This is a genomic window from Bradyrhizobium sp. S3.7.6 (assembly GCF_054061875.1).
This window is the reverse complement of sequence record NZ_JBSSEQ010000001.1, coordinates 790,878-812,361: the sequence shown is the minus strand read 5'-3', so window position 1 is coordinate 812,361 and position 21,484 is coordinate 790,878. Positions and strand designations below refer to the sequence as shown.

At 63.9% G+C, this 21,484-nt stretch carries 20 protein-coding genes; 17 read left to right on the top strand and 3 right to left on the bottom strand.

Translation table 11 applies throughout. The annotated features are described in order from the left end of the window. Nucleotides 1–152: 152 nt before the first annotated feature. The 4 genes from ACVJ5M_RS03820 to ACVJ5M_RS03805 all read left to right on the top strand — a co-directional run bounded on the left by ACVJ5M_RS03820 (nt 153) and on the right by ACVJ5M_RS03805 (nt 2,118). Nucleotides 153–614 carry a DUF3305 domain-containing protein gene (locus tag ACVJ5M_RS03820; RefSeq protein WP_063980198.1) on the top strand — a complete coding sequence of 154 codons (462 nt, stop codon included), beginning with the start codon at nt 153–155 and terminating at the stop codon, nt 612–614. Nucleotides 615–634: 20 nt separating this feature from the next. Then, nucleotides 635–1,270, top strand: coding sequence for a DUF3306 domain-containing protein (locus tag ACVJ5M_RS03815; RefSeq protein ID WP_063980197.1), 636 nt, complete (start codon nt 635–637; stop codon nt 1,268–1,270). A gap of 36 nt (nt 1,271–1,306) precedes the next feature. Beyond that, nucleotides 1,307–1,918: a TorD/DmsD family molecular chaperone gene (locus tag ACVJ5M_RS03810; RefSeq protein WP_245328513.1), complete on the top strand. Its 612-nt coding sequence runs from the start codon at nt 1,307–1,309 to the stop codon at nt 1,916–1,918. Between the two features lie 74 nt (nt 1,919–1,992). Continuing rightward, the gene (locus ACVJ5M_RS03805) at nt 1,993–2,118 is read left to right on the top strand and encodes a hypothetical protein (RefSeq protein ID WP_256376444.1); all 126 of its coding nucleotides are present in this window, start codon (nt 1,993–1,995) and stop codon (nt 2,116–2,118) included. 299 nt (nt 2,119–2,417) lie between these two features. Here ACVJ5M_RS03805 and ACVJ5M_RS03800 read toward each other — a convergent pair whose 3' ends face one another. Continuing rightward, entirely contained in the window at nt 2,418–3,587 is a 1,170-nt protein-coding gene (locus tag ACVJ5M_RS03800) for a GAF domain-containing sensor histidine kinase (protein WP_063980194.1), read from the bottom strand. Nucleotides 3,588–3,717: 130 nt separating this feature from the next. On the opposite strand from ACVJ5M_RS03800, the gene ACVJ5M_RS03795 reads away from it, so the two are divergent. Further along, entirely contained in the window at nt 3,718–4,074 is a 357-nt protein-coding gene (locus tag ACVJ5M_RS03795; protein WP_231143738.1) for a response regulator, read from the top strand. Nucleotides 4,075–4,096: 22 nt separating this feature from the next. On the opposite strand, the gene ACVJ5M_RS03790 is transcribed toward ACVJ5M_RS03795, so the two are convergent. Further along, complete coding sequence (locus tag ACVJ5M_RS03790; protein ID WP_283017896.1) at nt 4,097–5,368, bottom strand: MFS transporter; 1,272 nt, start codon at nt 5,366–5,368, stop codon at nt 4,097–4,099. Nucleotides 5,369–5,668: 300 nt separating this feature from the next. Here ACVJ5M_RS03790 and ACVJ5M_RS03785 point away from each other — a divergent pair, with 300 nt between their 5' ends. From ACVJ5M_RS03785 to ACVJ5M_RS03740, 10 genes are all read left to right on the top strand, one after another. Continuing rightward, on the top strand, nt 5,669–6,994 hold the full coding sequence (locus ACVJ5M_RS03785; protein ID WP_084794909.1) for a UbiA family prenyltransferase: 1,326 nt from the start codon (nt 5,669–5,671) through the stop codon (nt 6,992–6,994). Nucleotides 6,995–7,111: 117 nt separating this feature from the next. Beyond that, complete coding sequence (locus ACVJ5M_RS03780) at nt 7,112–7,726, top strand: ribonuclease D (protein ID WP_018323452.1); 615 nt, start codon at nt 7,112–7,114, stop codon at nt 7,724–7,726. Between the two features lie 146 nt (nt 7,727–7,872). Next, nucleotides 7,873–8,604: an LPS export ABC transporter periplasmic protein LptC gene (gene lptC / locus ACVJ5M_RS03775; protein WP_063985962.1), complete on the top strand. Its 732-nt coding sequence runs from the start codon at nt 7,873–7,875 to the stop codon at nt 8,602–8,604. 5 nt (nt 8,605–8,609) lie between these two features. Continuing rightward, nucleotides 8,610–9,320, top strand: coding sequence for an LptA/OstA family protein (locus ACVJ5M_RS03770; RefSeq protein WP_063980192.1), 711 nt, complete (start codon nt 8,610–8,612; stop codon nt 9,318–9,320). A gap of 246 nt (nt 9,321–9,566) precedes the next feature. Continuing rightward, nucleotides 9,567–10,574 carry an LPS export ABC transporter ATP-binding protein gene (gene lptB / locus ACVJ5M_RS03765; protein ID WP_063980191.1) on the top strand — a complete coding sequence of 336 codons (1,008 nt, stop codon included), beginning with the start codon at nt 9,567–9,569 and terminating at the stop codon, nt 10,572–10,574. A gap of 90 nt (nt 10,575–10,664) precedes the next feature. Beyond that, a complete protein-coding gene (gene rpoN, locus ACVJ5M_RS03760; protein ID WP_063980190.1) occupies nt 10,665–12,278 on the top strand; it encodes an RNA polymerase factor sigma-54 in 1,614 nt (537 codons plus the stop codon). Between the two features lie 84 nt (nt 12,279–12,362). Continuing rightward, complete coding sequence (gene hpf / locus ACVJ5M_RS03755) at nt 12,363–12,962, top strand: ribosome hibernation-promoting factor, HPF/YfiA family (protein WP_063980189.1); 600 nt, start codon at nt 12,363–12,365, stop codon at nt 12,960–12,962. A gap of 221 nt (nt 12,963–13,183) precedes the next feature. Then, entirely contained in the window at nt 13,184–13,645 is a 462-nt protein-coding gene (gene ptsN / locus ACVJ5M_RS03750; RefSeq protein WP_008141251.1) for a PTS IIA-like nitrogen regulatory protein PtsN, read from the top strand. Nucleotides 13,646–13,859: 214 nt separating this feature from the next. After that, nucleotides 13,860–17,201 carry an autotransporter outer membrane beta-barrel domain-containing protein gene (locus ACVJ5M_RS03745; RefSeq protein ID WP_063980188.1) on the top strand — a complete coding sequence of 1,114 codons (3,342 nt, stop codon included), beginning with the start codon at nt 13,860–13,862 and terminating at the stop codon, nt 17,199–17,201. A 150-nt stretch (nt 17,202–17,351) separates the two neighbouring features. After that, nucleotides 17,352–18,464 (top strand): tetratricopeptide repeat protein, encoded by a 1,113-nt coding sequence (locus tag ACVJ5M_RS03740; RefSeq protein WP_063980187.1) that lies wholly within the window; start codon nt 17,352–17,354, stop codon nt 18,462–18,464. A 125-nt stretch (nt 18,465–18,589) separates the two neighbouring features. On the opposite strand, the gene ACVJ5M_RS03735 is transcribed toward ACVJ5M_RS03740, so the two are convergent. After that, nucleotides 18,590–19,228 carry a TetR/AcrR family transcriptional regulator gene (locus ACVJ5M_RS03735; RefSeq protein WP_063980186.1) on the bottom strand — a complete coding sequence of 213 codons (639 nt, stop codon included), beginning with the start codon at nt 19,226–19,228 and terminating at the stop codon, nt 18,590–18,592. 278 nt (nt 19,229–19,506) lie between these two features. On the opposite strand from ACVJ5M_RS03735, the gene ACVJ5M_RS03730 reads away from it, so the two are divergent. Together ACVJ5M_RS03730 and ACVJ5M_RS03725 are read left to right on the top strand one after the other, a co-directional pair. Further along, a complete protein-coding gene (locus ACVJ5M_RS03730; protein ID WP_063980185.1) occupies nt 19,507–20,310 on the top strand; it encodes an SDR family NAD(P)-dependent oxidoreductase in 804 nt (267 codons plus the stop codon). 36 nt (nt 20,311–20,346) lie between these two features. Further along, nucleotides 20,347–21,477 (top strand): DUF5938 domain-containing protein, encoded by a 1,131-nt coding sequence (locus tag ACVJ5M_RS03725; RefSeq protein ID WP_063980184.1) that lies wholly within the window; start codon nt 20,347–20,349, stop codon nt 21,475–21,477. The last annotated feature ends 7 nt before the right edge of the window (nt 21,478–21,484 follow it).

The following is a 21,484-nucleotide window of genomic DNA, read 5'->3' as shown; positions in this document are numbered from 1 at the left end:
GGCCCGTTCACCCCCGAAGTATATACTCCGCGTATCGGAAAAGACGACGCCCGTATCATGAGCGCACGATTATCGCTCTCGCCGGGCGCGAGCGCAGCTTCGCAGGATTGGCTTCGGAAGCGGGAACCACATCTCGATCTCGAGAGGGCACATTGATATCGACAAGTCTTGCACGCATTGCTGTCGGTGTCGCAATCGAGCGGCGCAAGGCGAAGAGTGCGTGGGCCGATTTTCTGTGGCGGCCCGTCTCGGTATTCGCGGGAGAGCCGACTGCGAAGCCGTGGACTCCGATTGGTGGCGAAGGCGAGGTCACGTTGTTCTACGCCGGTGATGCCGTGATCGAGCTGCACCGGACCGAAACCACCAACTATCGCGAAAATCTCACGTCAGGCTCGCCCACGCTGTGGGTCAATTTGCGTCCGACCGGCTCCGAGCCGCCCTACGAGCTGCTCGCGGTCACGGCCGATCCGGCGGAGGGCGAGGCGTTTACCGATGCAGGCAGCAATCTGGTCGAAGCCGTGCCGATGCCACCAGGCATCTCCGAGATCGTCGGCCGGTTCATCGCCGAGCATCATGTCGAACGACCATTCGTCAAACGGCAGCGCAATCGTTAGCAGCGGCATGAGAGAGATCGATGTCAGAGACTAACGTCTTCGTTCGCTGGGCGCGGCTCAAGCAAGCCTCGAAAAGCCAAAACGCTGAACTTGCCCCGGCCGACAAAGAGCAGGCTGCCGAGCCGTCCGTAGCGAATGACGAGACAGACCGGCCTTTCGATCTCGCCAGTTTGCCGTCGATCGAATCGATCACCGCTCACACCGACATTGCGGCGTTCCTGCAGACGGGCGTTCCGGCCGAACTGACGCGCCTGGCATTGCGCCGTGCCTGGGCGGCCGACCCTGCGATCCGCGACTTCATCGGGATTGCGGAGAACCAGTGGGATTTCAACGATCCCAACGCAATTCCAGGATTTGGCCCGCTCGATCCGGCGGACAACGTCGCCGATCTCGTTGCGCAGATGTCGAAGGGGCTGGAGCAGGTGGGTGACGCGCTTGCGGACGTGCCGCCGCCAACCGAGCTCATTCCGCAAGGGCGGCCCGATGCCGAACAGCCCATTCTCGAACCGACGATAGTGGCAGCTCAATCGCTGCCCGATGATGCCACGGCACGACCGGACCAGGACCGGAATGAGAGCATGCAGTCCGTCAGTCCTGCTGCCGGAGAGCCGCCCTCCCAGCGAGCACGACGTCATGGCAGCGCATTGCCCCGCTAGCAACCGGCAGGATCATATGTCTTGCGCGATCGAACAATGATGGATCCAACTTCAACAATCGCTTCAGTGCGTATCGTCGATGAATTCGACCTCGCCCGGGCGCAGGAATATGCCCTGTTGGCGACGTTGCTGACGCGCAGCCCGGACGCGCAGCTGCTGCGCCGGATCTCTGCATTGCACAGCGATGCGAGTGCGATGGGCAAGGCGCACATGGCGCTGGCGGATGCAGCGCGCCGGACCAATGAGCAGGCCGCATCGAGCGAGTTCTTCGCCCTCTTTGCAGGGTTGGGCAAGGGGGCGCTGCTGCCTTATGCGTCACACTACCTGTCCGATACCCTGTATGGCCGTCCACTCGCGCGGTTGCGGGAAACTCTCGAGGGTCTCGGCCTCGAAGCGGCTCCGGAACGTACGGAGCCCGAAGATCACGCGGGATTTCTCTGTGAGATCATGGCAGGCTTCGCCGGCGGGAGCATTCCAGCGCCAGCGGATGCCGAGCGCATTTTCTTTGATCAGCATGTTTCACGCTGGATGAGGCGCTTTTTCGTTGATCTCGAGCGGGCCAGTTCGGCGGACTTCTATGCGGCGGTCGGCGCGCTCGGACGGACGTTCATCGATATCGAGGCGGAGGCCTTCGCACTTCCAGGTTGAACACAGCGTTTTGTACGGCCGCTGCACAAATCCGTTTGGAAGCGTGCTAGGTTGCAGGGGTAGGGATCAACAGAATGCGCGTTTTCATAATTGCCTGTCTGTTCGCCGCCGTCGTCGCACTTGGTGCCGCCGGCATCCTTGATCATTTCGTGCAGGAGTCCGCCACAACGGCGTTCGCTGAGTCGAGCGCCCGCGTTTAGCGGTCATTATTGTTTGTTAAGCTTTCTGTTCTCCACATAGACGTGGGAGACGCCATATGCGCCGGTCGCTGATCGCTTGTTTCGTCGTTGCAGCTCTGATCGCCGCTTCTGCCCTGATCTTCAGGACGCAACCTCGCTCGATAGAGCTATCCGCAGCGGCCATGCCGCCCTTGGTCGAGCTGCACGCCATGGCGGGCGTCCATCAGCTCCCGGATCAGGAGATCGATGATCAGTCGCTCATTTTTCCCGGCCAGCGTAAAGCAATAACCTGGCTCCAGACGATCTTGCTCCCGGCCCGCTTAGATCGGCATCTCGAAAGAGAAGGTCGTTTCGCGTCCGGTCGATATCGCACTCAATTTGCCGCCATGGGCCTGGGCGATTTGCGAAGCGATGTAAAGACCAAGTCCCAGACCCTGCTGACTGGGCCGGTCGCCTCGCGTGTATGGCTTGAAGAGGTTTGCCAGCGCCTTTTCGGAGATTGGCGGGCCTTCGTTGGACACCGTCAGATCGAACGTTCCGTCCAAGGTTCTGGCTACGACGTGGATCGGCCTACTCTGGTCACCGTACGTAATTGCATTCCCGAGCAGGTTCGAGAAAAGTTGGCCCATCTTGCTCCGATCGCAGCTGATGGGCTCTTCGATTTGGACCGATGAACTGATCGTCACGGTCGGCCAAGCCGTCCTGAACTCCGCGATGATTTGCTCCAGCACCGGCGCCAAAGGCAGCGTCGCATCTCGCTTGATCGTAAGGCCTCCGCCAAGTCGGCCTCGCGCGAAGTCCATGACGTTTTCGACGATGCCGGCCATGCGATAGACGGCTTTTTGAACGCCGAGCGCGATTTCGGGCGCCCGCCCGGTGTCGAGGTTCTTCAGCAGCACGCGCATGCCTGCATCGACGGCTGCGAGGGGATTACGAAGATCGTGCCCCAATACGCCGATGAACTGCTCGCGAAGCTCTGCCGTTTTTCGCTCGTCGATGAGATCGGCCTGACTCCGCTCCAGACGTTGATTGAGTTCGAGCTGTGCAGCGATCAGTTCGGCCAACAGCTGAAACGTGTCGAGGATTTCAGGCGTACGAAGTTGTCGAGGCGTGGGGTCGATGGCGCACAATGTTCCCCAGACGGCTCCGTCGATCAGGACGATGGGAGCTGAGATGTAGCTGCGAAATCCATACATGGCCGGTGTCGGATGATTGCAGAAGTCGCTGTCCGTCTGCACATCGTTGATGACGACCGTGTTGCCGTGCTGCCGGATCTCGTTGCAGATGGTCGTCTCGACACGCAGTTCTCCGCCCGGCTCAAGGCCAAAGGCGATGCTGTCCCGAACGGCGCAGCAAATCCATTGATCTGAAGTTACGCGCGCTATGGCGACGAAGCCCATGCCCGTTATGCGTGCGGCCAAATCCAGAACTTTGGGAACTGCCCCAATCTGCTGGACGGCATCCACGTCCGCCTTGATGTCAATTGCCATGGTGAACCCTAACGCCCTGCTCTAACAAACGCGATCCTTTGCAAGACGTTCTGTGGAACAAAGAAGCCGTTCAAACCTTATGCTCGGTTATGCCGGAGCATAAGTGTCCAATCTCAGCCAGCATAGGGACGTGATCCTCATCGTGGAAGATGACTTCCTCATCCGCGTGAACGCGGCTGACATGGTGCGGGATATGGGCTTCGATGTCTTCGAGGCGGCCGACGCGGACGAGGCTGTCAATCTGCTGGAGACGGAACCGGCGATCACCGTCGTCTTTACCGACATCCAGATGCCGGGCTCGATGGATGGCCTTCGGCTGGCGGCGGTGATCAGAGACCGATGGCCGCCCGTGCGGCTCCTCATTACGTCCGGCCAACTCAGCCCGGCAGCGGATGACATCCCACTCGGGGCGAGGTTCATCCCCAAGCCGTATCTTCCTGCGCAGCTTCACGACCAGCTTGAAAGGCTGGCCGGCGGGCGGGCATAGCGGGCTTTTTCAAGTCGAGCCCTCAGACCACCCGTCTCCCGGTCCGCTCTGCCACAGCCTTCTGCACAAAGTACATCGCGACCAGCGAGACGATTGCCGACGCGACCACGACGTAGCCGATCCGGTCGAAATGGAGCAGCGAACCATCCGGTTGTTGCGCGATGATGGCGGCGGCGAGGACCGAACCGAGCCCACCGGAGAGTTGCTGAAGCGACGCGCTGACCGCACTGAACGAGCCGCGCTGGCTGGGGTCGGGGATCGCCGACATCAGCGCCTGCGACGGGATCATGCGCGAGAAGATGCCGACGAACATCAGCACGTTGACGAGGATCGCGGTCGCGAGCGAGACGTGGCCGAGATGGGTGTAGATCAGCACCATGATGACAGACACCACGCTGCCGAAGACGAAGGTCGGGTACTTGCCGAACGCGTCGCTCGCCCTGCCGACCAGCGGTCCCGTGACGATGCTGAACAGGCCGGAGACGAGATAGATCGTCGGCAGATGCAGGATGTCGATGCCGAGATTATGCACGGTGAAGGCGCTGGAGAACGGCATCAGCATGTACCCGCCCGTCGCCAGCAACGTCGTGACGGCGAAGGCCAGCGTATAGCGCGGCTGTCCGATGGTCGCGATCAGATGGCGGAACGGGTTTCTGTCCTGCTTCAGTTTCAGATGCGCGTCGACCGGCTCCATCGCGAAGGCGATGACGGCGATCGCGACGATCGACAAGCCGACGATCGCAACGAAGCAGACATGCCAGTTCCAGTGATTGGCGAGAAACAGCCCCGCGGGAATGCCGAGCACCTGGCTCGCGGCGAACGCCGTCTGGACGAAGCCCATCACGCGGCCGCGCAGGTGCAGCGCGAACAAATCGGTGATGATGGCCAGCACGACCGAGCCGATCACGCCGCCGAACAATCCGGTCACGATCCTGCCGAGCAGCAGCACGTGGTAGGTCTGCGCGGCGGCACAGAGCAGGGTCCCGAGCGTGAAGCCGACATAGAAGAACAGCAGCAGGCGCTTGCGGTCGAAGCGATCGGCAAAGCCCGCGGCCAGGATCCCCGACAGTCCCGCGCTGAACGCGTAGGCCGACACCGCGACGCCGAATTGCCCGGCCGTGATGTCGAGCGCCGGCATCAGGATGGCGCCGAGCGGCGACATGATGATGAAATCGAGAATGATCGTGAACTGCGTGAACGCGAGCAGTGCGATCAGGAGCGCCTGGTAGCGCGTAAAGCCGCGCTGGCGTTCCTGTTGGTCGTCGATAGGCGCAGCGAGCGTCTGTTCGGTCATGACACCTGATTTCATTGTGGGCGGCGGGCGAGCGCGCGAAAACTCGCAGATGGGGTCGGCCGGGAGGATTTTCACGGGGCGCGCGGCAAAAGCCCCGCCGGAACATGAAGCTGGCGCCGGGTTGTGGGATCCATGCAACAGCAGGGTGCATGGCCTGGACCCGGCATCCCCCAGGGGCGCCGGCCCTTCTCCCCCCGGTTAAGTCGCCCTTAGCGAATGCCCCCTAGGCTCTCGGCCGTCCATTTCCCTGCTCCCCGGCCTCAGGGCCGGTCATGTTGCGGCAAGTCAGAGCGTTTTCGGATGGAGCAGCCTGCCTGGCACTACGATTCGGGCGTCCCCACACCGTCGGCGGTTCCCGCCGCGGCGCGGACGCTTGTCATCGATCTCGAAGGCGCCCTGCTCCGTTCCGAGCTGCTGCTGGAAGCGCTGTTCTCCAGCCCCGGCCGGATGCTGGCCCGCTTCGGCGCGGGTGGACGCCCGGGCATGGCGGCGCTCACGGATATCCTGGCGCAGGCCGAGCTCGACTACGCCCATCTGCCCTATGATGCCGACGTGCTGAACCAGGCCCTGGCGGCGCGGGCGCGGGGCGACAAGATTTATCTGGTGGCCGGCCGGTTTGCGCATCACGCGGCGGGCATTGCCGCGCATCTCGGGTTCGATGGCGTCGTTGCGCCGGCCGATCTCGCGGCGCCTGACCGGCTGCCGTTCGACCGCGCCTCCATGGAGCGCATCGAGACGCGCGGCAGCAGCCGTGCCAGCCTCAAAACCTGGGCGCAGGCGCTGCGCGTCTATCAATACGCCAAGAACACGCTGGTGTTCGTGCCGGCGATCACGGCGCATCAGATGAATCTTGCGACGCTCGGCTACGCGTTGCTGGCGTTCCTCGCGTTCTCGGCCTGCGCGTCGGGTGCCTACCTGATGAACGATCTGCTCGATCTCTCAGCCGACCGGCAGCATCCGACCAAGCGCCATCGCGCGCTGGCGGCAGGTCGACTGCCGATGTCCTCGGCGCTGCTTGCGATTCCCGCGCTGTGGCTGCTCGCGGTTGCCGCCAGCCTCTGCATCTCGCCTCTGTTCCTCGGCGTGCTCGGTGGCTATCTCGCCACCACGATCGCCTATTCGCTCGTGCTCAAGCGCAAGATGCTGGTCGACGTCGTGACACTCGCCGGCCTCTACACGCTACGCATCATCGCCGGCGCGGTCGGCGTCGGCGTGGTGCTGTCGGAATGGCTCTTGATCTTCTCGCTGTTCGTGTTCACCTCGCTGGCGCTGATCAAGCGCTTCAGCGAGCTCAGCATGCGCGAGAGCGCCGGCCTCGCCGATCCCTCCAACCGCGATTACAGGATCACCGACCTGCACATCATCGGCGCGATGGCGGCGGCGAGCGCCATGAACGCGGTGACCGTGTTCTCGCTCTACGTCTCCTCCTCCGCGGTGACGCCGCTCTACAGCCGTCCCTGGATGTTATGGCTGCTCAATCCGCTGCTGCTCTACTGGTTCGGCCGCGCCCTGATGATGGCGCATCGCCGCGAGATGCCCGACGACCCGATTCTCTACACTTTTCGCGATGGTGCCAGCCGCACGACGGTGGCGGCGATGATCTGCATCATGCTGGCGGCGATCTGACCGCGCCCCGGCGGGCACAGCTGCCGCTTGCGCGGCCCGCCGCCAGTGGCTACATCGCGGGCAACCCGATTAGCTTATGATGCCGACCGACCAATTCGATTGAGGTTTTGAAACGCCATGACCGTACGCCTGCATCGCGGCGACCTGCCCGACCTGTCCCGCTACACCGGAGCGGTGGCGATCGACACCGAGACCATGGGGCTGAACCCGCACCGCGACCGGCTCTGCGTGGTGCAGCTCTCGCCCGGCGACGGCAGCGCCGACGTGGTGCAGATCCCCAAGGGCCACACCGACGCGCCGAACCTGAAGGCCCTGCTGGCCAATCCTGCGATCACGAAGATCTTCCACTTCGCGCGGTTCGACGTCGCGGTGCTGTACCAGACGTTTGGCGTCATGACCGGCCCGATTTATTGCACCAAGATTGCCTCCCGCCTGACCCGCACCTACACCGACCGGCATGGCCTCAAGGACCTCGTGCGCGAGGTGCTCAATGTCGACCTCTCCAAGCAGCAGCAATCCAGCGACTGGGGTTCCGACAGCCTGACCGAGCCGCAGCTCGCCTACGCCGCCTCCGACGTGCTGCACCTTCATGCCCTGCGCGAGCGGCTCGACGCCATGCTGGTGCGGGAAGGCCGCACCGCGCTGGCAAAAGCCTGTTTCGACTTCCTGCCGACCCGCGCTCTGCTCGATCTCCAGGGCTGGGCGGAAGAGGACATTTTCGCGCATTCCTGAGGCCTCGGGCCGCTGTTAGCTTAGGGCTGCCGCCCCGTTTCGGACACTTTCGTGCGGCCTGTCGCAGGCTGCATATTCAGGCGGCGCCGGATACAATGGCGTGCGCCCGTCAACCGGACGAGACGAGCGACACCTCGGGAGCTCAGGTGAATTCGGCCCAGAATCCAACCTACGACGCCGCGCTTGCGGCGAAGTTTGCCAGCGCGGCGCGCCACAGCCGCCTGGTGCGGATTCTGCGCATCGCGGTGCCGGTGACGGTGGCTGCGTCCATGGCCGCGATCGTCGCCGTCTCGACTTTCCTCAATCCCTTCCAGATCCCCGTGAAGCTCGACTCCGGAAATCTCGTGGTGACGGGCACCAAGATCACGATGGAAACGCCGCATATGTCCGGCTTCACCCCGGACCAGCGGCCCTACGAGCTCTGGGCCAAGACCGCGACGCAGGACATCACCGACCCCGATCATGTCGATCTCAATGATTTGCGCGCAAAGGTGCTGATGGAAGACAAATCCACTTTGCTGCTCGATGCGCGCACCGGCCGCTTCGACAACAAGCAGCAGCAGCTCGACCTGCACAAGGATATCTTCCTGCGCACCTCGTCCGGCTATGAGGCGCGGCTGAACTCGGCCTTCGTCGACATGGGCAAGGGAACGGTCTCCTCGGATGAGCATGTCGACGTCAAGCTGACCAACGGAACGCTGACCGCCGACCGGCTGCGGATCACGGAAGGCGGCGACGTCATCCGCTTCGAGGGCAATGTGGTGATGCATCTGGACAAGCTGGACGATCCCGCTGCCGCCCAGCCTGCGCCGGCCGAGCAGCCCGCGCCGCCGGTGAAGACACGCACGCCTCAGAACAAGTCGGCCAATTCAAAGTGATTTTCATGATGAGATTCTTTTCGCGCAACGAAGACAAGCGGTGCGCCATTCTCGGTGTGGCCGCGCTCACCGTCGCGCTGGTCGCAACCGGTGCGGCCGTCGCGCAGAGCACGATGCAAGGCGTGCCCAACGCAATGCAGGGCTTTTCGCAAAACCGCGACCAGCCGATCCAGATCGAAGCCGCCTCGCTCGAGATGCGCGACAAGAAGAAGGAGGCGACCTTCTCCGGCAATGTGAAGGTCATCCAGGGCGACACCACCATGACCTCGAAGACGCTCGTGGTGTTTTACGACTCCGGCGGCGGCGACAAGCCGGCCGCGCCGCAGCCCGCGGCGAAGGGGACCAAGGGTGCGCCGATGCAGTCGGCGCAGCCGGGGCCGGGCGGCAGTTCCTCGATCAAGCGGCTGGAAGCGCGCGGCAACGTCGTCGTCACCCAGAAGGACCAGGTGGTAACAGGCGAGACCGCCGTGTTCGACACCAAAACCAACCTCATCACCATGCTCGGCGGCGTCGTTCTCACGCAGTGCAGGAACGTGCTGCGCGGCGACCGTCTGGCGGTCGACATGACCACGGGCGTCTCGCGGGTGGAATCCGACAGCGGCAGGGTGCAGGCATTGCTGCCGCAGGGCGGCAGCAATGATTGCGGATCGGGGAGCCCGGGCAAGCCCGCTCCGGCGCCGCCTCTGCAATTGCCCGGCGCAGGCAAACAAAAGTAAATTCCTGAAGTAACTTCAATCGCTTGGGCCAGATTCTCCCGATCCGAGGTTGAAGCTTGCCCGGCGAGGCTGTATCTAGCGCGAAGGGCTTTCCAAGCGGGGTTCGCCGCTTTTCGGGCGTGTTTCACTGGGCATGAGACATCCCTTCACTCATGCTGTGCCGGCGAATCGCAAGGCCGGTGCGGCAGATCGCGGGATCACGCGCGGATCATCGCGCAGGATTGTCGTGAAAGGCTAGAAGGCGGGATGGTCGATCTCTTCAGCATGTTCCGTCGGCGCCCCGCCAAGCGCGGCCGGCCAGGATTTGCGCGCCAGGACATCACTGCCCTCGGTGACAGCGTCGGCGGTCTCGTGCCCAGCCCGGTGCGGGATGCATCGCCGATCGCGCGCGACCAGATGCGCGCGCCCGACCATTTCCAGGCCGACTACCAAGCCGACTACCAGACCGAACCGCCGCGTGCCCAGGCGGTGCATCCCGTGAGGGCCGCCAGCAGGCCCAACGGCGCCGGCGGACCGCAGCTTCTGAAGCGGCCGGGTTTCCTGGCTGTGCATAGCGTGGAAAAGAGTTTCGGCAGCCGCCAGGTGGTGCGCGGCGTCAGCATCTATGTGCGCCGCGGCGAAGCGGTCGGCCTGCTCGGCCCGAACGGCGCCGGCAAGACCACCGTGTTCTACATGATCACCGGCCTGATCAAGCCCGATCGCGGCGCGATCGAGCTCGACGGCCACGACGTCACCAAGCTGCCGATGTATCAGCGCGCGCGGCTCGGCATCGGCTATCTGCCGCAGGAAGCCTCGATCTTTCGCGGCCTCACCGTCGAGCAGAATATCCGCGCCGTGCTCGAAGTGGTCGAGCCCTCGCGCAAGAAGCGCGAGCAGCAGCTCGACTCGCTGCTCGACGAATTCAACATCACGCGCTTGCGGAAATCGCCGTCGATTGCGCTGTCAGGCGGCGAGCGCCGCCGCGTCGAGATTGCGCGCGCGCTGGCGACGCGTCCGAACTACATGCTGCTCGACGAGCCCTTCGCGGGCATCGATCCGATCGCGGTCGGCGACATTCAGGACCTCGTCCGCCATCTCACCAACCGCGGCATCGGCGTGCTGATCACCGACCACAATGTGCGCGAGACGCTCGGCCTGACCGATCGTGCCTATATCGTCTATGCCGGTGAAATCTTGACCGAGGGTAGCCCGGATGAGATCGTCGCCGATCCCGACGTTCGCCGGCTTTACCTTGGCGAGGAATTCCGCCTCTAGCCCTTTTTTCCCGTTCGTCAAGCCGTGTACATCGCGCCAAGACTAGGATAAGCAAAAATCGGACCAACTTTTGGGATCGGTTCTTGCTTCATGGCGCTCACGCAGAGATTAGAGTTCCGGCAATCGCAGTCGCTGGTCATGACGCCGCAGCTGATGCAGGCGATCAAGCTGCTGCAATTGTCCAACCTCGATCTCACGACCTTCGTGGAAGAGGAACTCGAGCGGAACCCCCTGCTGGAGCGGGCCAACGACGAGCCGCCCGCGGGTGAAGCCCCGGCCGAGACCGGCCAGTTCAGCGACTCCGACGGTGGCCACAACGACGAGCCGGGTGGCGGTCCGGGCGAGGCGTTCGAGCCGGGCCAGGAAGAATGGATGAGCAAGGATCTCGGCACCCGCGCCGAGATCGAGCAGACCCTGGATACGGGCCTGGACAACGTCTTCTCCGAGGAACCGGCCGAGGCCGCCGCGCGCAACGCCCAGGATGCGGCGCCGACCACCTATACCGAATGGGGCGGCGGGGCCTCCGGCGACGAGGACTACAATCTCGAAGCCTTCGTCGCCGCGGAGATCACGCTCGGCGACCATCTTGCCGAGCAGCTCTCGGTCGCCTTCACCGGCCCGGCGCAGCGCATGATCGGCCAGTACCTGATCGACCTCGTCGACGAGGCCGGCTATCTGCCGCCGGATCTCGGCCAGGCCGCCGAGCGCCTTGGCGCATCGCAAGCCGACGTCGAGGACGTCCTTGCCGTGCTGCAAAAATTCGATCCGCCCGGCGTCTGCGCGCGCAATTTGAGCGAATGCCTGGCGATCCAGCTCCGCGAGCTCGACCGCTACGACCCGGCGATGCAGGCCCTCGTCGAGCACCTCGATCTGCTCGCGAAGCGCGACATCGCTTCGCTGCGCAAGCTCTGCGGCGTCGACGACGAGGACATCGCCGACATGATCGGCGAGATCCGCCGCCTCAATCCCAAGCCCGGCATGAAGTTCGGCTCGGCGCGGCTCCAGACCATGGTGCCCGACGTCTATGTCCGCCCGGGCCCGGATGGCGGCTGGCATGTCGAGCTCAACAGCGACACCTTGCCGCGCGTGCTGGTCAACCAGACCTACTATTCGCAACTCTCGAAGAAGGTCGGCAAGGACGGCGACAAGTCCTATTTCACCGACGCGCTCCAGAACGCGACCTGGCTGGTGCGCGCGCTCGATCAGCGCGCCCGCACCATCCTGAAAGTTGCGACGGAGATCGTGCGCCAGCAGGACGGCTTCTTCACCCATGGCGTGGCGCACCTGCGGCCGCTGAATCTGAAGGCCGTTGCCGACGCCATCCAGATGCATGAATCGACCGTGTCGCGCGTCACCGCCAACAAGTACATGGCGACAAATCGCGGCACATTCGAATTGAAATATTTCTTCACGGCCTCGATCGCCTCCGCCGACGGCGGCGAGGCGCATTCCGCCGAGGCCGTGCGCCACCACATCAAGCAGCTGATCGATTCGGAAGCTCCGTCGGCGATCCTGTCGGACGACACCATCGTGGAACGCTTACGCGCCTCGGGAATTGATATTGCCCGCCGCACGGTCGCGAAGTACCGCGAAGCCATGCGCATTCCCTCTTCGGTGCAACGCCGCCGTGACAAGCAGAGCGCTCTTGGTAACGTCCTCTCCACCGCAATGCCCGATCGCTCCCGCAACACCGAGCCGGCCTGATTGCGCTGGCGCGAAATCGCGCTACTCTCGATCCCCCATCGAGACCGATCCAAGCTGGGCACTTAAAACCAAGCGAGGCATCACATGACCCTCAGAATCTCGGGAAAGAGCGTCAGCGTCGGCGACGCCCTGCGCGGCCGCGTGACCGATCGGACCGACGAGGTCCTGCGTAAATATTTCGACGGGAACTATTCCGGCCACATCACCCTGAGCAAGGATGGCTTCGGCTTCCGCACCGACTGTGCCCTGCATCTTGATACGGGAATTACGCTGGAGGCCGATTCGAACGCGCCGGATGCCTATGCCAGCGCCGACCAGGCGCTCCTGATGATCGAGAAGCGGCTCAAGCGCTACAAGAGCCGGCTCAAGGACCGCTCGGCCCGCAAGGCCCATGTCGCCTCCGCGGCGCTGGCCGCCATGGACGCCACGAGCTACGTGCTGGAGGCGCCGGGCGAGGGTGAGGACGAGGACGAGGTCACCGGCTACAGTCCCGTCATCATCGCCGAGGCCACCACCTCGCTGAAACAGCTATCGGTGAGCGAGGCGGTGATGGAGCTCGACCTCAGCGGAGCGCCCTGCCTGGTATTCCAGCACGGCTCCAGCGGCCGGGTGAACATCATTTACCGCCGGGCCGACGGCAATGTCGGCTGGATCGACCCGCCGGGGCCCAAACCGGACGGTTAAGGGCTGGAACCGGCCCCCGTACCAACCGCAGCCCTTAACAATGAGCGGGGCAAAGCCGCACGCAGCAGTTGGCACCGGGATTGCGTTGGAGTAGAAGCGCCCCACATCAGGATCGGGGCTAAGTCCCCCTCCTGCTTCACCTTCTTGATGCCGGCCAGGCATGGTTTGACCAAGCTGGCCAATTCGGAACCTGACGGTTTAATTCACCTCGGAAACCTTCCATGCCGATTACCGATCTGGTCGCACCCGAGGCGATTCTCCCGGCATTGAAGGTCAACAGCAAGAAGCAGGCGCTTCAGGAGCTCGCGGCCAAGGCCGCCGAGTTGACCGGGCAGAACGAACGCTCCGTGTTCGAGGTGCTGCTGCAGCGTGAGAAGCTCGGCACCACCGCGGTCGGCTACGGCGTCGCCATTCCGCACGGCAAGCTGCCCAAGCTGGAAAAGATCTTCGGCCTATTCGCGCGCCTCGATCGTCCGATCGATTTCGAGGCGATGGATGGCCAGCCGGTCGATCTCGTCTTCCTGCTGCTCGCCCCCGAAGGCGCCGGCGCCGATCACCTCAAGGCGCTCGCCCGCATCGCCCGCCTTCTGCGCGACCAGGACATCGCCAAGAAGCTCCGCGCCTCGCGCGACGCCCAGGCGATCTATTCGGTGCTGGCGCTGCCGCCGGCGACCGCGGCGTAACGTCGCCTGTCCTCGTCGTCCGCTGAGAAGCGGAATCGATCCACGCAATTGCCAATGCACGCCGGCCATCCTCGTGGCATGCGCGCGCGGGATGTGGTGATCCTGCAAGAACCGACAACGCGAAAACTTTTCCGCTTGAGACGCCCGGCACATTGTACCGCGCCCGAGTCCCTTAAGGTCGCCCCAGGACGCAAGGGGCACGCGGGTGGACGTGATGGGGAAGAAAAAGGTGCCGTTGCGCTTCGGCGCAACCGCGGGACGGCGGCAAGACGATCGGGCGCGATTCGCCCGACTTGCCGAATCGGATCTTACCAACGACCGCGCTCCTGCCGGCGAAGGGGCGAGCACGTTCCAGGCGCTGAGCGCGAGCCGTGGCTGGCGCGTGGCGCTGCTTGGGACAGCGGCCAGCGGCGCGCTGTGGCTGATGGAACCGCGGCCGGCGCAAGCCGGACCAAATGGCTGCACGACGGCCGGGACGACCGCGAGCTGCACCGGCGATCAATCGGCCGGGATCGGTGCCGCTGATTTCAACCAGGCCCTCGTCGACACGCTCAACGCCAATTCGCTGACGACCAATATCGCGCCGGCCGCCGGCACGTCCGGTATAGAATTCGTGCGCTCGAGCGGCGCGGTCACCATCAACAACGACATGGCGCCCCATTCCATCATCGTGACCGGAGCCGCCGATGGCATTCGTGCCTCGTCCGCCGCGACGGGGTCGTGGGAAACCGGGGTGGTGACGATCAACCACACCGGCGACATCAGCTCGGCTGGCGGTTTCGGCATCCACGCATCCACAGTTGGCCTTTTCGGCATCGTCGACATCAACATCACCAGCCGCGGCACAATCACTGCATATCTTGATGGCATTTACGCTAACGCCCATTCCGGCTATGGCGACGCCATCACCATCACGAACAGCGGCGACATCACCTCCAGCAATGGTAGCGGCATTTATGCCAAGACGTACACCTACGGCATCTCTGTCACCAATGTCGGAAATATCAACGCGGCCAGTCTCGGTATTTACGCGTTCGCTGACTTTGGTGCCACGATCGACAGCATCGGAAACATTGCCGCGACCGCCGGCATCCTCGCCTCCGCAGATCTTGGCGATGCAGTGATCCGGCACAGCGGAAACATCTCTGCCCTTTTCGGCATTCAAGGGAACTCGGGGCGAGGATCCGTAAGGATCACGCATGATGGAGGTAACATCACGTCCGACCGCATGGCTATCTATGCGGATGCTCTGAACGACGTCTACATTACCAACCGCGGCAATCTCGTCGGCAACGACTACGGCATCCTCGCGGGCGCCCAGATCGGCACCAACGTGGACAGCATCGGCGACATTACCTCGCGCAACGGCACCGGCATGTATCTCGTGGGGACGAATGCCGTCGTGGTGACGAGCCGGGGAAACATCGGCGCGCGCGATTACGGCATTTACGCGTTTGCGGGTGGGATGCTCGGGTACTACGTCACGGTGGACAGTACCGGCGACATCACCTCGTCCGGCGCTGAAGGAATTCATGCCGTTGGCTATGCCGGCTACACGTCGGTCATCAGCCGGGGAAATGTCAGTGCGTATGGCGACGGCATCCACGCCGAGAGCGTGGGCACCACCACGCTGAACAGCACCGGCAACGTCACCTCGACAACCGGCAACGCGATCTATGCGAGTGCGGGCGGCAATATCGGCGTCACGGTCAATGGCGGTGTCTTATCCGGCGCTGCTGCGGGCGTTAATATGGCCGGCGGCGTAACCAATACCTTGACCATCGGTGCGACAGCGACGGTCGCGGGAGGCCTTTACGCCATCGTTGCCAGCACCGGCAACGACACGGTGAACAATGCCGGCACGGTCACCGGCAATGTCGGTCTCGGCAGCGGCACGAACGCCTTCAACAATCTTTCGGGCAGCGTGCTCAACAGCGGCGCGACGGTCGATCTCGGCGCCGGCAACATGCTGGGCAATAGCGGCATCCTGGCTCCATCAGGTCTCGGCACTGTCGGCACCACGACGCTCACCGGCAATTTCGTTCAGAGCGGGGGCGGCAAATTCATCGTGGACGTTGACCCCCACAGTGCCGACCGGCTCAACGTCAGCGGTACGGCTGGCCTCGCCGGCAAGGTGATGGTGGATCCGCTGGCGCGCGTCGCGGCGACCACGACCTATACGATCGCGACGGCGGGCACGGTGAACGGCACCTTCTCCGGTGTCGACTTCCTCACCGCCACCAGCTTCGCCCGCAACGCGCGGCTGAGCTATGTCGGCAACGACGTGCTGCTGACGCTCGATGCCGGCCTGCTGTCGCCGTCGCTGCCGGGCAACGCCAACGTCAATCAGAGGAACGTCGCGGCGGGCATCGATAGTGCGCTGATCGGCGGCGCTCCCCTGCCGGCCGGCTTCAACCCGCTGTTCGCGCTCTCGGGCAATGCTCTGCTCAATCCGCTGACGCAGGTTTCGGGCGAGACGGCGGCCGGCACGCAGCAGACCACGTTCAACGCGATGAACCAGTTCATGGGCGTGCTGACCGATCCGTTCGCCGCCGGGCGCGGCGATCCGCGTTCGTCGTCCGGTGCGACGGGCTACGCAACTGACGACAGCGATGCGCTCGCCTATGCCGGCGGCCGCAAGCGCACGAGCGCCGAGCGCGACGCCTATGCCGCGATGTCGCGCAAGGCGCCGGCGCAGACCTTCGCGCAGCGTTGGAATGTCTGGGCCGCTGGCTTCGGCGGCTCGCAGACCACGGACGGCGATGCGACGCTCGGTTCGAACAGCACCACCAGCCGCATCGCAGGCACTGCGGCGGGAGCCGACTACTGGTTCTCGCCCAACACCGTCGCGGGCTTTGCCCTTGCCGGCGGCGGCACCAGCTTCTCGGTGGCGAATGGCGGCACTGGCCGCTCCGACCTGTTCCAGGCCGGCGCGTTCGTGCGGCACAATGCCGGGGCGGCCTATGTCACGGGCGCGCTGGCCTATGGCTGGCAGGACGTCACCACCGATCGCACTGTGACCATCGCCGGGGCCGATCACCTCCAGGCCCGCTTCAATGCCAACGCCTGGTCCGGCCGGCTCGAAGGCGGCTATCGCTTCGTGGCGCCCGTGATCGGCGGCGTTGGCCTCACGCCCTATGCCGCAGTCCAGTTCACCACGTTCGACCTGCCGTCCTATACGGAGCAGGCAATCACGGGGACCAGCACCTTTGCCCTGAGCTACGCTGCGAAGAGCGTCACCGACACCCGCAGCGAATTCGGCCTGCGTGCCGACAAATCCTTTGCCGCGGCGGACGGCGTCACCACGCTGCGCGGCCGCCTCGCCTGGGTCCATGACTTCAACCCCGATCGCGCGATCGGAGCGACCTTCCAGACGCTGCCCGGCGCGAGTTTCGTCGTCAACGGCGCAGCGCAAGCCACTGAGGCCGCGCTCGTCACGGCCTCAGTGGAAAGGCAATGGCTGAACGGCTGGTCCACGGCAGCGACGTTTGAAGGTGAGTTCTCGAACCTCACGCGCAGCTACGCCGGCAAGGGCGTCCTGCGCTACGCCTGGTGAGACCGCAGAGGCGGCACTTACTCGTTCGAACCGAAGCCCCGCCGTCTGCGACTTATTTTCGCAGCCGGGCGCTGCGATGTTTCTCCGCCGGATACGACCGTCACCCGCTTGCGCGACCCGGCGCGGGTTCGATGCAGGGTTTTTTGAGCCATGAATTGCGGTTCGATCGGCCGGATTTTCGGTCTGTTTTGCGCGGTCACCATTGCCGTGACGGTTGCCGTTCATGCCGATGATACGTCCAACGACCGCGTCATCGCCGAAAAGACCGAGATCATTGCGGCTGATCCGACAAACGCGGTTGCTTACGAGCTGCGTGGCGAAGCCTGGTACCTCAAGCGGGACAGGGATCGCGCCTTCGAGGATTGCAGCGCCGCGATACGGATCGATCCGAATTTCGGGCGGGCTTATAACTGCCGCGGCCGCGCCTATTCGGCGAAGGGCGAACGGGATCGCGCTTTGGCCGATTACAACGAGGCCATTCGCCTCGATCCCGGCTACGGTCCGTCCTACACCTCCCGTGCCCTCGAATATTTCAACCAGCGCGACTTCGATCTGGCGATCGGCGCGTTTACCGAGGCCATCGAACGCAATCCCAAGCAAGCCTACTTTGCTCTTATCAAGAGAGGGGAAGCGTATGCGGCGAAGCGCGACTCCGATCATGCCGTCGCCGATTACAACGAGGCGATGCGGCGCAATCCCGCCGCCGCATGGCCCTACGAGCTGCGAAGCACCGTCCATTTCAACAAGGGCGAGATCGACGAGGCTCTCGACGACTGCAACACCGCCGTCCGTCTGGAGCCCGGGAGCGCTGGCGGCCATTATTGCCGGGCCATCGTTCTCCTGAAAAAGGACGACACCGACAATGCCATCCGCGAGCTTGATGACGTCACCAGGATCATGCCTTCCTTCGAGAAGGCCTACTTCGTTCGTGCAACCGCCTGGCGCAAGAAGGGTGATGATCGTCGCGCCATTGCCGATTTCGACGAGGGCATCCGGCTGCAGCCGGGAAATTCGATGGCCTACAGCAATCGCGCCAGTGCGTTTCGCGACATGGGCGAGAACGACCGCGCGCTCGCCGACTACAACGAGGCGATCCGGCTCGATCCCGGCAATCAGATCGCGCTCGTCAATCGCGGCATCCTCTACATGAAGCTGTCCGACTCCGCCAAGGCGCGCGCGGATTTCAAAAGCGTGCTCGCGCTGCCGCCGGGCGACCAATGGGCCGTGGACACGGCGCGCGAAGGACTTGGCTTTTTGAAGTGATGCGTCTCGAAAGAGCGTGCATCTCCGCTCTAGTCCCCCGGACGCAGCGCAGCGCTTCCCTCGCGATGCGAAGCATCGTCGAGAGCGGTGCGCTGCAGAGCCTTCGCCGGCGCCGCTCGTGCGCTTCAGCAGACCGTCGGCAACAGGCGCCGGACTTCGTCGAGCAGTTCGGGAATCGCCGTCTTGTCACCCGCGAGGTGCTTAAGCAGCGCACTTTGGAATAGACCGTCGAACAGCGCATAGAGCGCGGCGGACGACGACGCCGGCCGCTTGCCGCCGAGCTCGGCATAGCGGGAGGCGATGCGCCAGATCATCGCTTCCAGGCTCTTGTCGATCTCGAGTACATCCTTGCGAAACGCCGCCTCGAACATCGCCTGCGAGCGCAGGTCGTACCAAAGGCGGTGCATACGGGCTTCGTTCTGCAGCGTTGCTGCGAGCTTGGCGAGGAAACCCTCCGTCAATTCGTCGCGGCTCGTTGCTGTCGCGACGACATCGTCATATCGCGTCACGCACTTCGCCTTGTAGTGGCGGACGCAGCAGCAGATCAGGTCGAGCTTGTCGCTGAAATAATAGTGGAACACGCCGTGCGTGAACGCCGAGTTCTGCGCGATTTCGCGCAGGCTGGTGCGTGCGAAGCCGAGCTCTCCAAGCGTTTCGAGCGCGGCCTCGGCAAGCTCGACGCGCCGCGCGTTGAACTTCTCGTCGCGCAGCACCTCGGCCGCATCAGCCACACGCCGGGCCGCTCCCGTCACCTGCCGCGCCATCTCGTTCCTTCCTCAGTCCCGTTCTTTCAAGGACTTATACCGCGTCGACCGCGGAATGCTCCATCCCTCACAACCACTTCCTTTGACAACTGTCAAATTCGTTCTTGACAAGTGTCAAGATTTTGGCGGAGGTTCGCACCAAGAATTTGGACAGTCGTCAAGACGTCCGACCATGGAGGAACGCTTCGCTGGGTGCCGCCGAAAGGCCTGCGCCCATCGACCTGGTGCGCGCCGATTGGCGCAGCACGAATCGATCACCAGCAACGGAGGAGTGCGTCATGAGTGGGAAGAGCCTTGCAGGCAGGAACGCCCTGGTCACCGGCGGTGCTAGAGGAATCGGCGCGGCCATCGCGCAAGCGTTGGCGCGAGCCGGCGCCTCGATCATGATCGCCGACATCCTGGAAGAGACCGGCCGCGCCAGCGCAGCCGCTATCGCGAAGGAAGACGTCGCCACGGGCTTCGTCCAGCTCGACGTCACCGACGACGCTCAATGGGAGCAGGCGGTTGCCAAGACCGTCGCAACCCTCGGCGGCTACGACATTCTGATCAACAATGCCGGCATCGAGATCACGTCGCTGATCTCCGAGGTCAAGGCCGAGGACGCGCGGCGGATGTGCGACGTCAATATCGTTGGCACCGTGCTCGGCATGAAGCACGCCTTCCGTGCCATGCGCCCGGGCGGGCCGGCCGGCAAGGGCGGCGCCGTCGTCAACATCGCCTCGGTTGCGGCAACGATCGCCTTCCCGAGCATCGCGGTCTATTCGGGCACCAAATCCGCGGTTGACCGCATGACGCGGGTCGGAGCGATGGAAGCCGGCAAGCTCGGTTTCGGCGTGCGCGTAAACTGCATCTATCCGGGCCTGATCCCGACCGACATGGGCATGCAGCTCGCCAACGACATCGTCAAGGTCGGGCTCGCGGCCGACGTCAACGCCGCAGTCGGCTCGGTGGTGGAGCAAACCCCGCTCGGCCGTCTCGCCGAGGTCACGGACATCGGCGATGCCGCGGTGTTCCTGTGCTCGAACGAGGCGCGCTTCATCACCGGCATCGGACTGCCGGTCGATGGCGGCATGGGCATGTAACGACAAAGCCGACAACAAGCATTTCGGAGGAACGCAATGAGCGAGAAGAAGCCCGTCATCGTCTATGGCGCTTCCGGCTATACCGGCCGGCTGGTCTGTGAATACTTACGCGAATACAACATCCCCTTCATCGCCGCCGGCCGCAGCAATGAGAAGCTCAACGCCGCGATGAAGTCGAATGTAGCGGGCATCGAGACCGCCGACTACGAGGTGGTCAAGGTGCCGCACACCGTGGCTGCGCTGACTGAATTGTTCAAGGGCGCCTCGGTGGTGCTCAACACCGTGGGTCCCTTCGCCAAGTTCGGCGGCGAAGTGGTGCAGGCTTGCCTCGCTTCCAAGTGTCATTACACCGACACCACCGGTGAGCAGGACTGGCTGATCACGCTCGAGCAGGAGTGGGGCACGAAGTTCGCCAATGCCGGGCTGCTGTTGGCGCCAGGCATCGCGCAGATGTACACCACCGGCGAGATCGCCGCGCAGCTGTGCCTGGAGACGCCCGGCCTCGACACGCTGGACATTGCCGTGTTCTGGGGTGGCAGCCCGACCATCGCATCGACGCAGACCATCCTGGTCAACGCCGCGATGGCCAAGGCCTACTACCTGGAGCAGAACAAGTACGTCGAGCATCAGCCCGATGCCGGCCTCTACAACCTCGCCATCCCTGGTCAGCACGAGCTGGCGCTGGCGTTGCCCTGGGGAGGCACCTCGCACCCGGTGTGGTTCAAGCGCGATCCGCGCGTGGCCAACGTGAAGGTGCTGGGCGGCGTGTTCAATCGCGCGCTGATGCTGGGCGTGCCGCAGATCGTCGCGGCCGCGCTGGAGGCGACCAAGGATATGAATCCCGACGACCGCTACGCCGCATTGGCGCAGACCGCCGCCGGTGTGATGAACACCATGCCGCCGCGCGAGAACCCGCGCGTCAACAAGTCGATGGATTCGGTACATGCCTCCGGCCCGTTGGGGCGCGCGCACTGCGTCATCAACGGCAACAGCAACTACAAGCAGACCGGCATGTTGCAGGCCTATGCTGCGGCCCATCTGTTGCAGCAGCCGCCCAAGCGCGTAGGCTTCGCCTCCGGCTGCCAGGCGTTCGGCCATCACGAGCTGCTCGGGCAATTGCGCAGCTTCGGGCTCGTCAGCAAGCCTGTTCTGACCGTGCACGATTAAGTCAATC

What these genes read in the sequence shown, in the direction of transcription:
- ACVJ5M_RS03815 (WP_063980197.1), top strand. Translation starts at nt 635, where the DNA reads ATGTCAGAGACTAACGTCTTCGTTCGCTGGGCGCGGCTCAAGCAAGCC.
- ACVJ5M_RS03810 (WP_245328513.1), top strand. Translation starts at nt 1,307, where the DNA reads ATGATGGATCCAACTTCAACAATCGCTTCAGTGCGTATCGTCGATGAA.
- ACVJ5M_RS03805 (WP_256376444.1), top strand. Translation starts at nt 1,993, where the DNA reads ATGCGCGTTTTCATAATTGCCTGTCTGTTCGCCGCCGTCGTCGCACTT.
- ACVJ5M_RS03800 (WP_063980194.1), bottom strand. Translation starts at nt 3,587, where the DNA reads ATGGCAATTGACATCAAGGCGGACGTGGATGCCGTCCAGCAGATTGGG.
- ACVJ5M_RS03790 (WP_283017896.1), bottom strand. Translation starts at nt 5,368, where the DNA reads ATGACCGAACAGACGCTCGCTGCGCCTATCGACGACCAACAGGAACGC.
- ACVJ5M_RS03785 (WP_084794909.1), top strand. Translation starts at nt 5,669, where the DNA reads ATGGAGCAGCCTGCCTGGCACTACGATTCGGGCGTCCCCACACCGTCG.
- ACVJ5M_RS03780 (WP_018323452.1), top strand. Translation starts at nt 7,112, where the DNA reads ATGACCGTACGCCTGCATCGCGGCGACCTGCCCGACCTGTCCCGCTAC.
- ACVJ5M_RS03770 (WP_063980192.1), top strand. Translation starts at nt 8,610, where the DNA reads ATGATGAGATTCTTTTCGCGCAACGAAGACAAGCGGTGCGCCATTCTC.
- lptB (WP_063980191.1), top strand. Translation starts at nt 9,567, where the DNA reads ATGGTCGATCTCTTCAGCATGTTCCGTCGGCGCCCCGCCAAGCGCGGC.
- rpoN (WP_063980190.1), top strand. Translation starts at nt 10,665, where the DNA reads ATGGCGCTCACGCAGAGATTAGAGTTCCGGCAATCGCAGTCGCTGGTC.
- hpf (WP_063980189.1), top strand. Translation starts at nt 12,363, where the DNA reads ATGACCCTCAGAATCTCGGGAAAGAGCGTCAGCGTCGGCGACGCCCTG.
- ptsN (WP_008141251.1), top strand. Translation starts at nt 13,184, where the DNA reads ATGCCGATTACCGATCTGGTCGCACCCGAGGCGATTCTCCCGGCATTG.
- ACVJ5M_RS03745 (WP_063980188.1), top strand. Translation starts at nt 13,860, where the DNA reads ATGGGGAAGAAAAAGGTGCCGTTGCGCTTCGGCGCAACCGCGGGACGG.
- ACVJ5M_RS03740 (WP_063980187.1), top strand. Translation starts at nt 17,352, where the DNA reads ATGAATTGCGGTTCGATCGGCCGGATTTTCGGTCTGTTTTGCGCGGTC.
- ACVJ5M_RS03735 (WP_063980186.1), bottom strand. Translation starts at nt 19,228, where the DNA reads ATGGCGCGGCAGGTGACGGGAGCGGCCCGGCGTGTGGCTGATGCGGCC.
- ACVJ5M_RS03730 (WP_063980185.1), top strand. Translation starts at nt 19,507, where the DNA reads ATGAGTGGGAAGAGCCTTGCAGGCAGGAACGCCCTGGTCACCGGCGGT.
- ACVJ5M_RS03725 (WP_063980184.1), top strand. Translation starts at nt 20,347, where the DNA reads ATGAGCGAGAAGAAGCCCGTCATCGTCTATGGCGCTTCCGGCTATACC.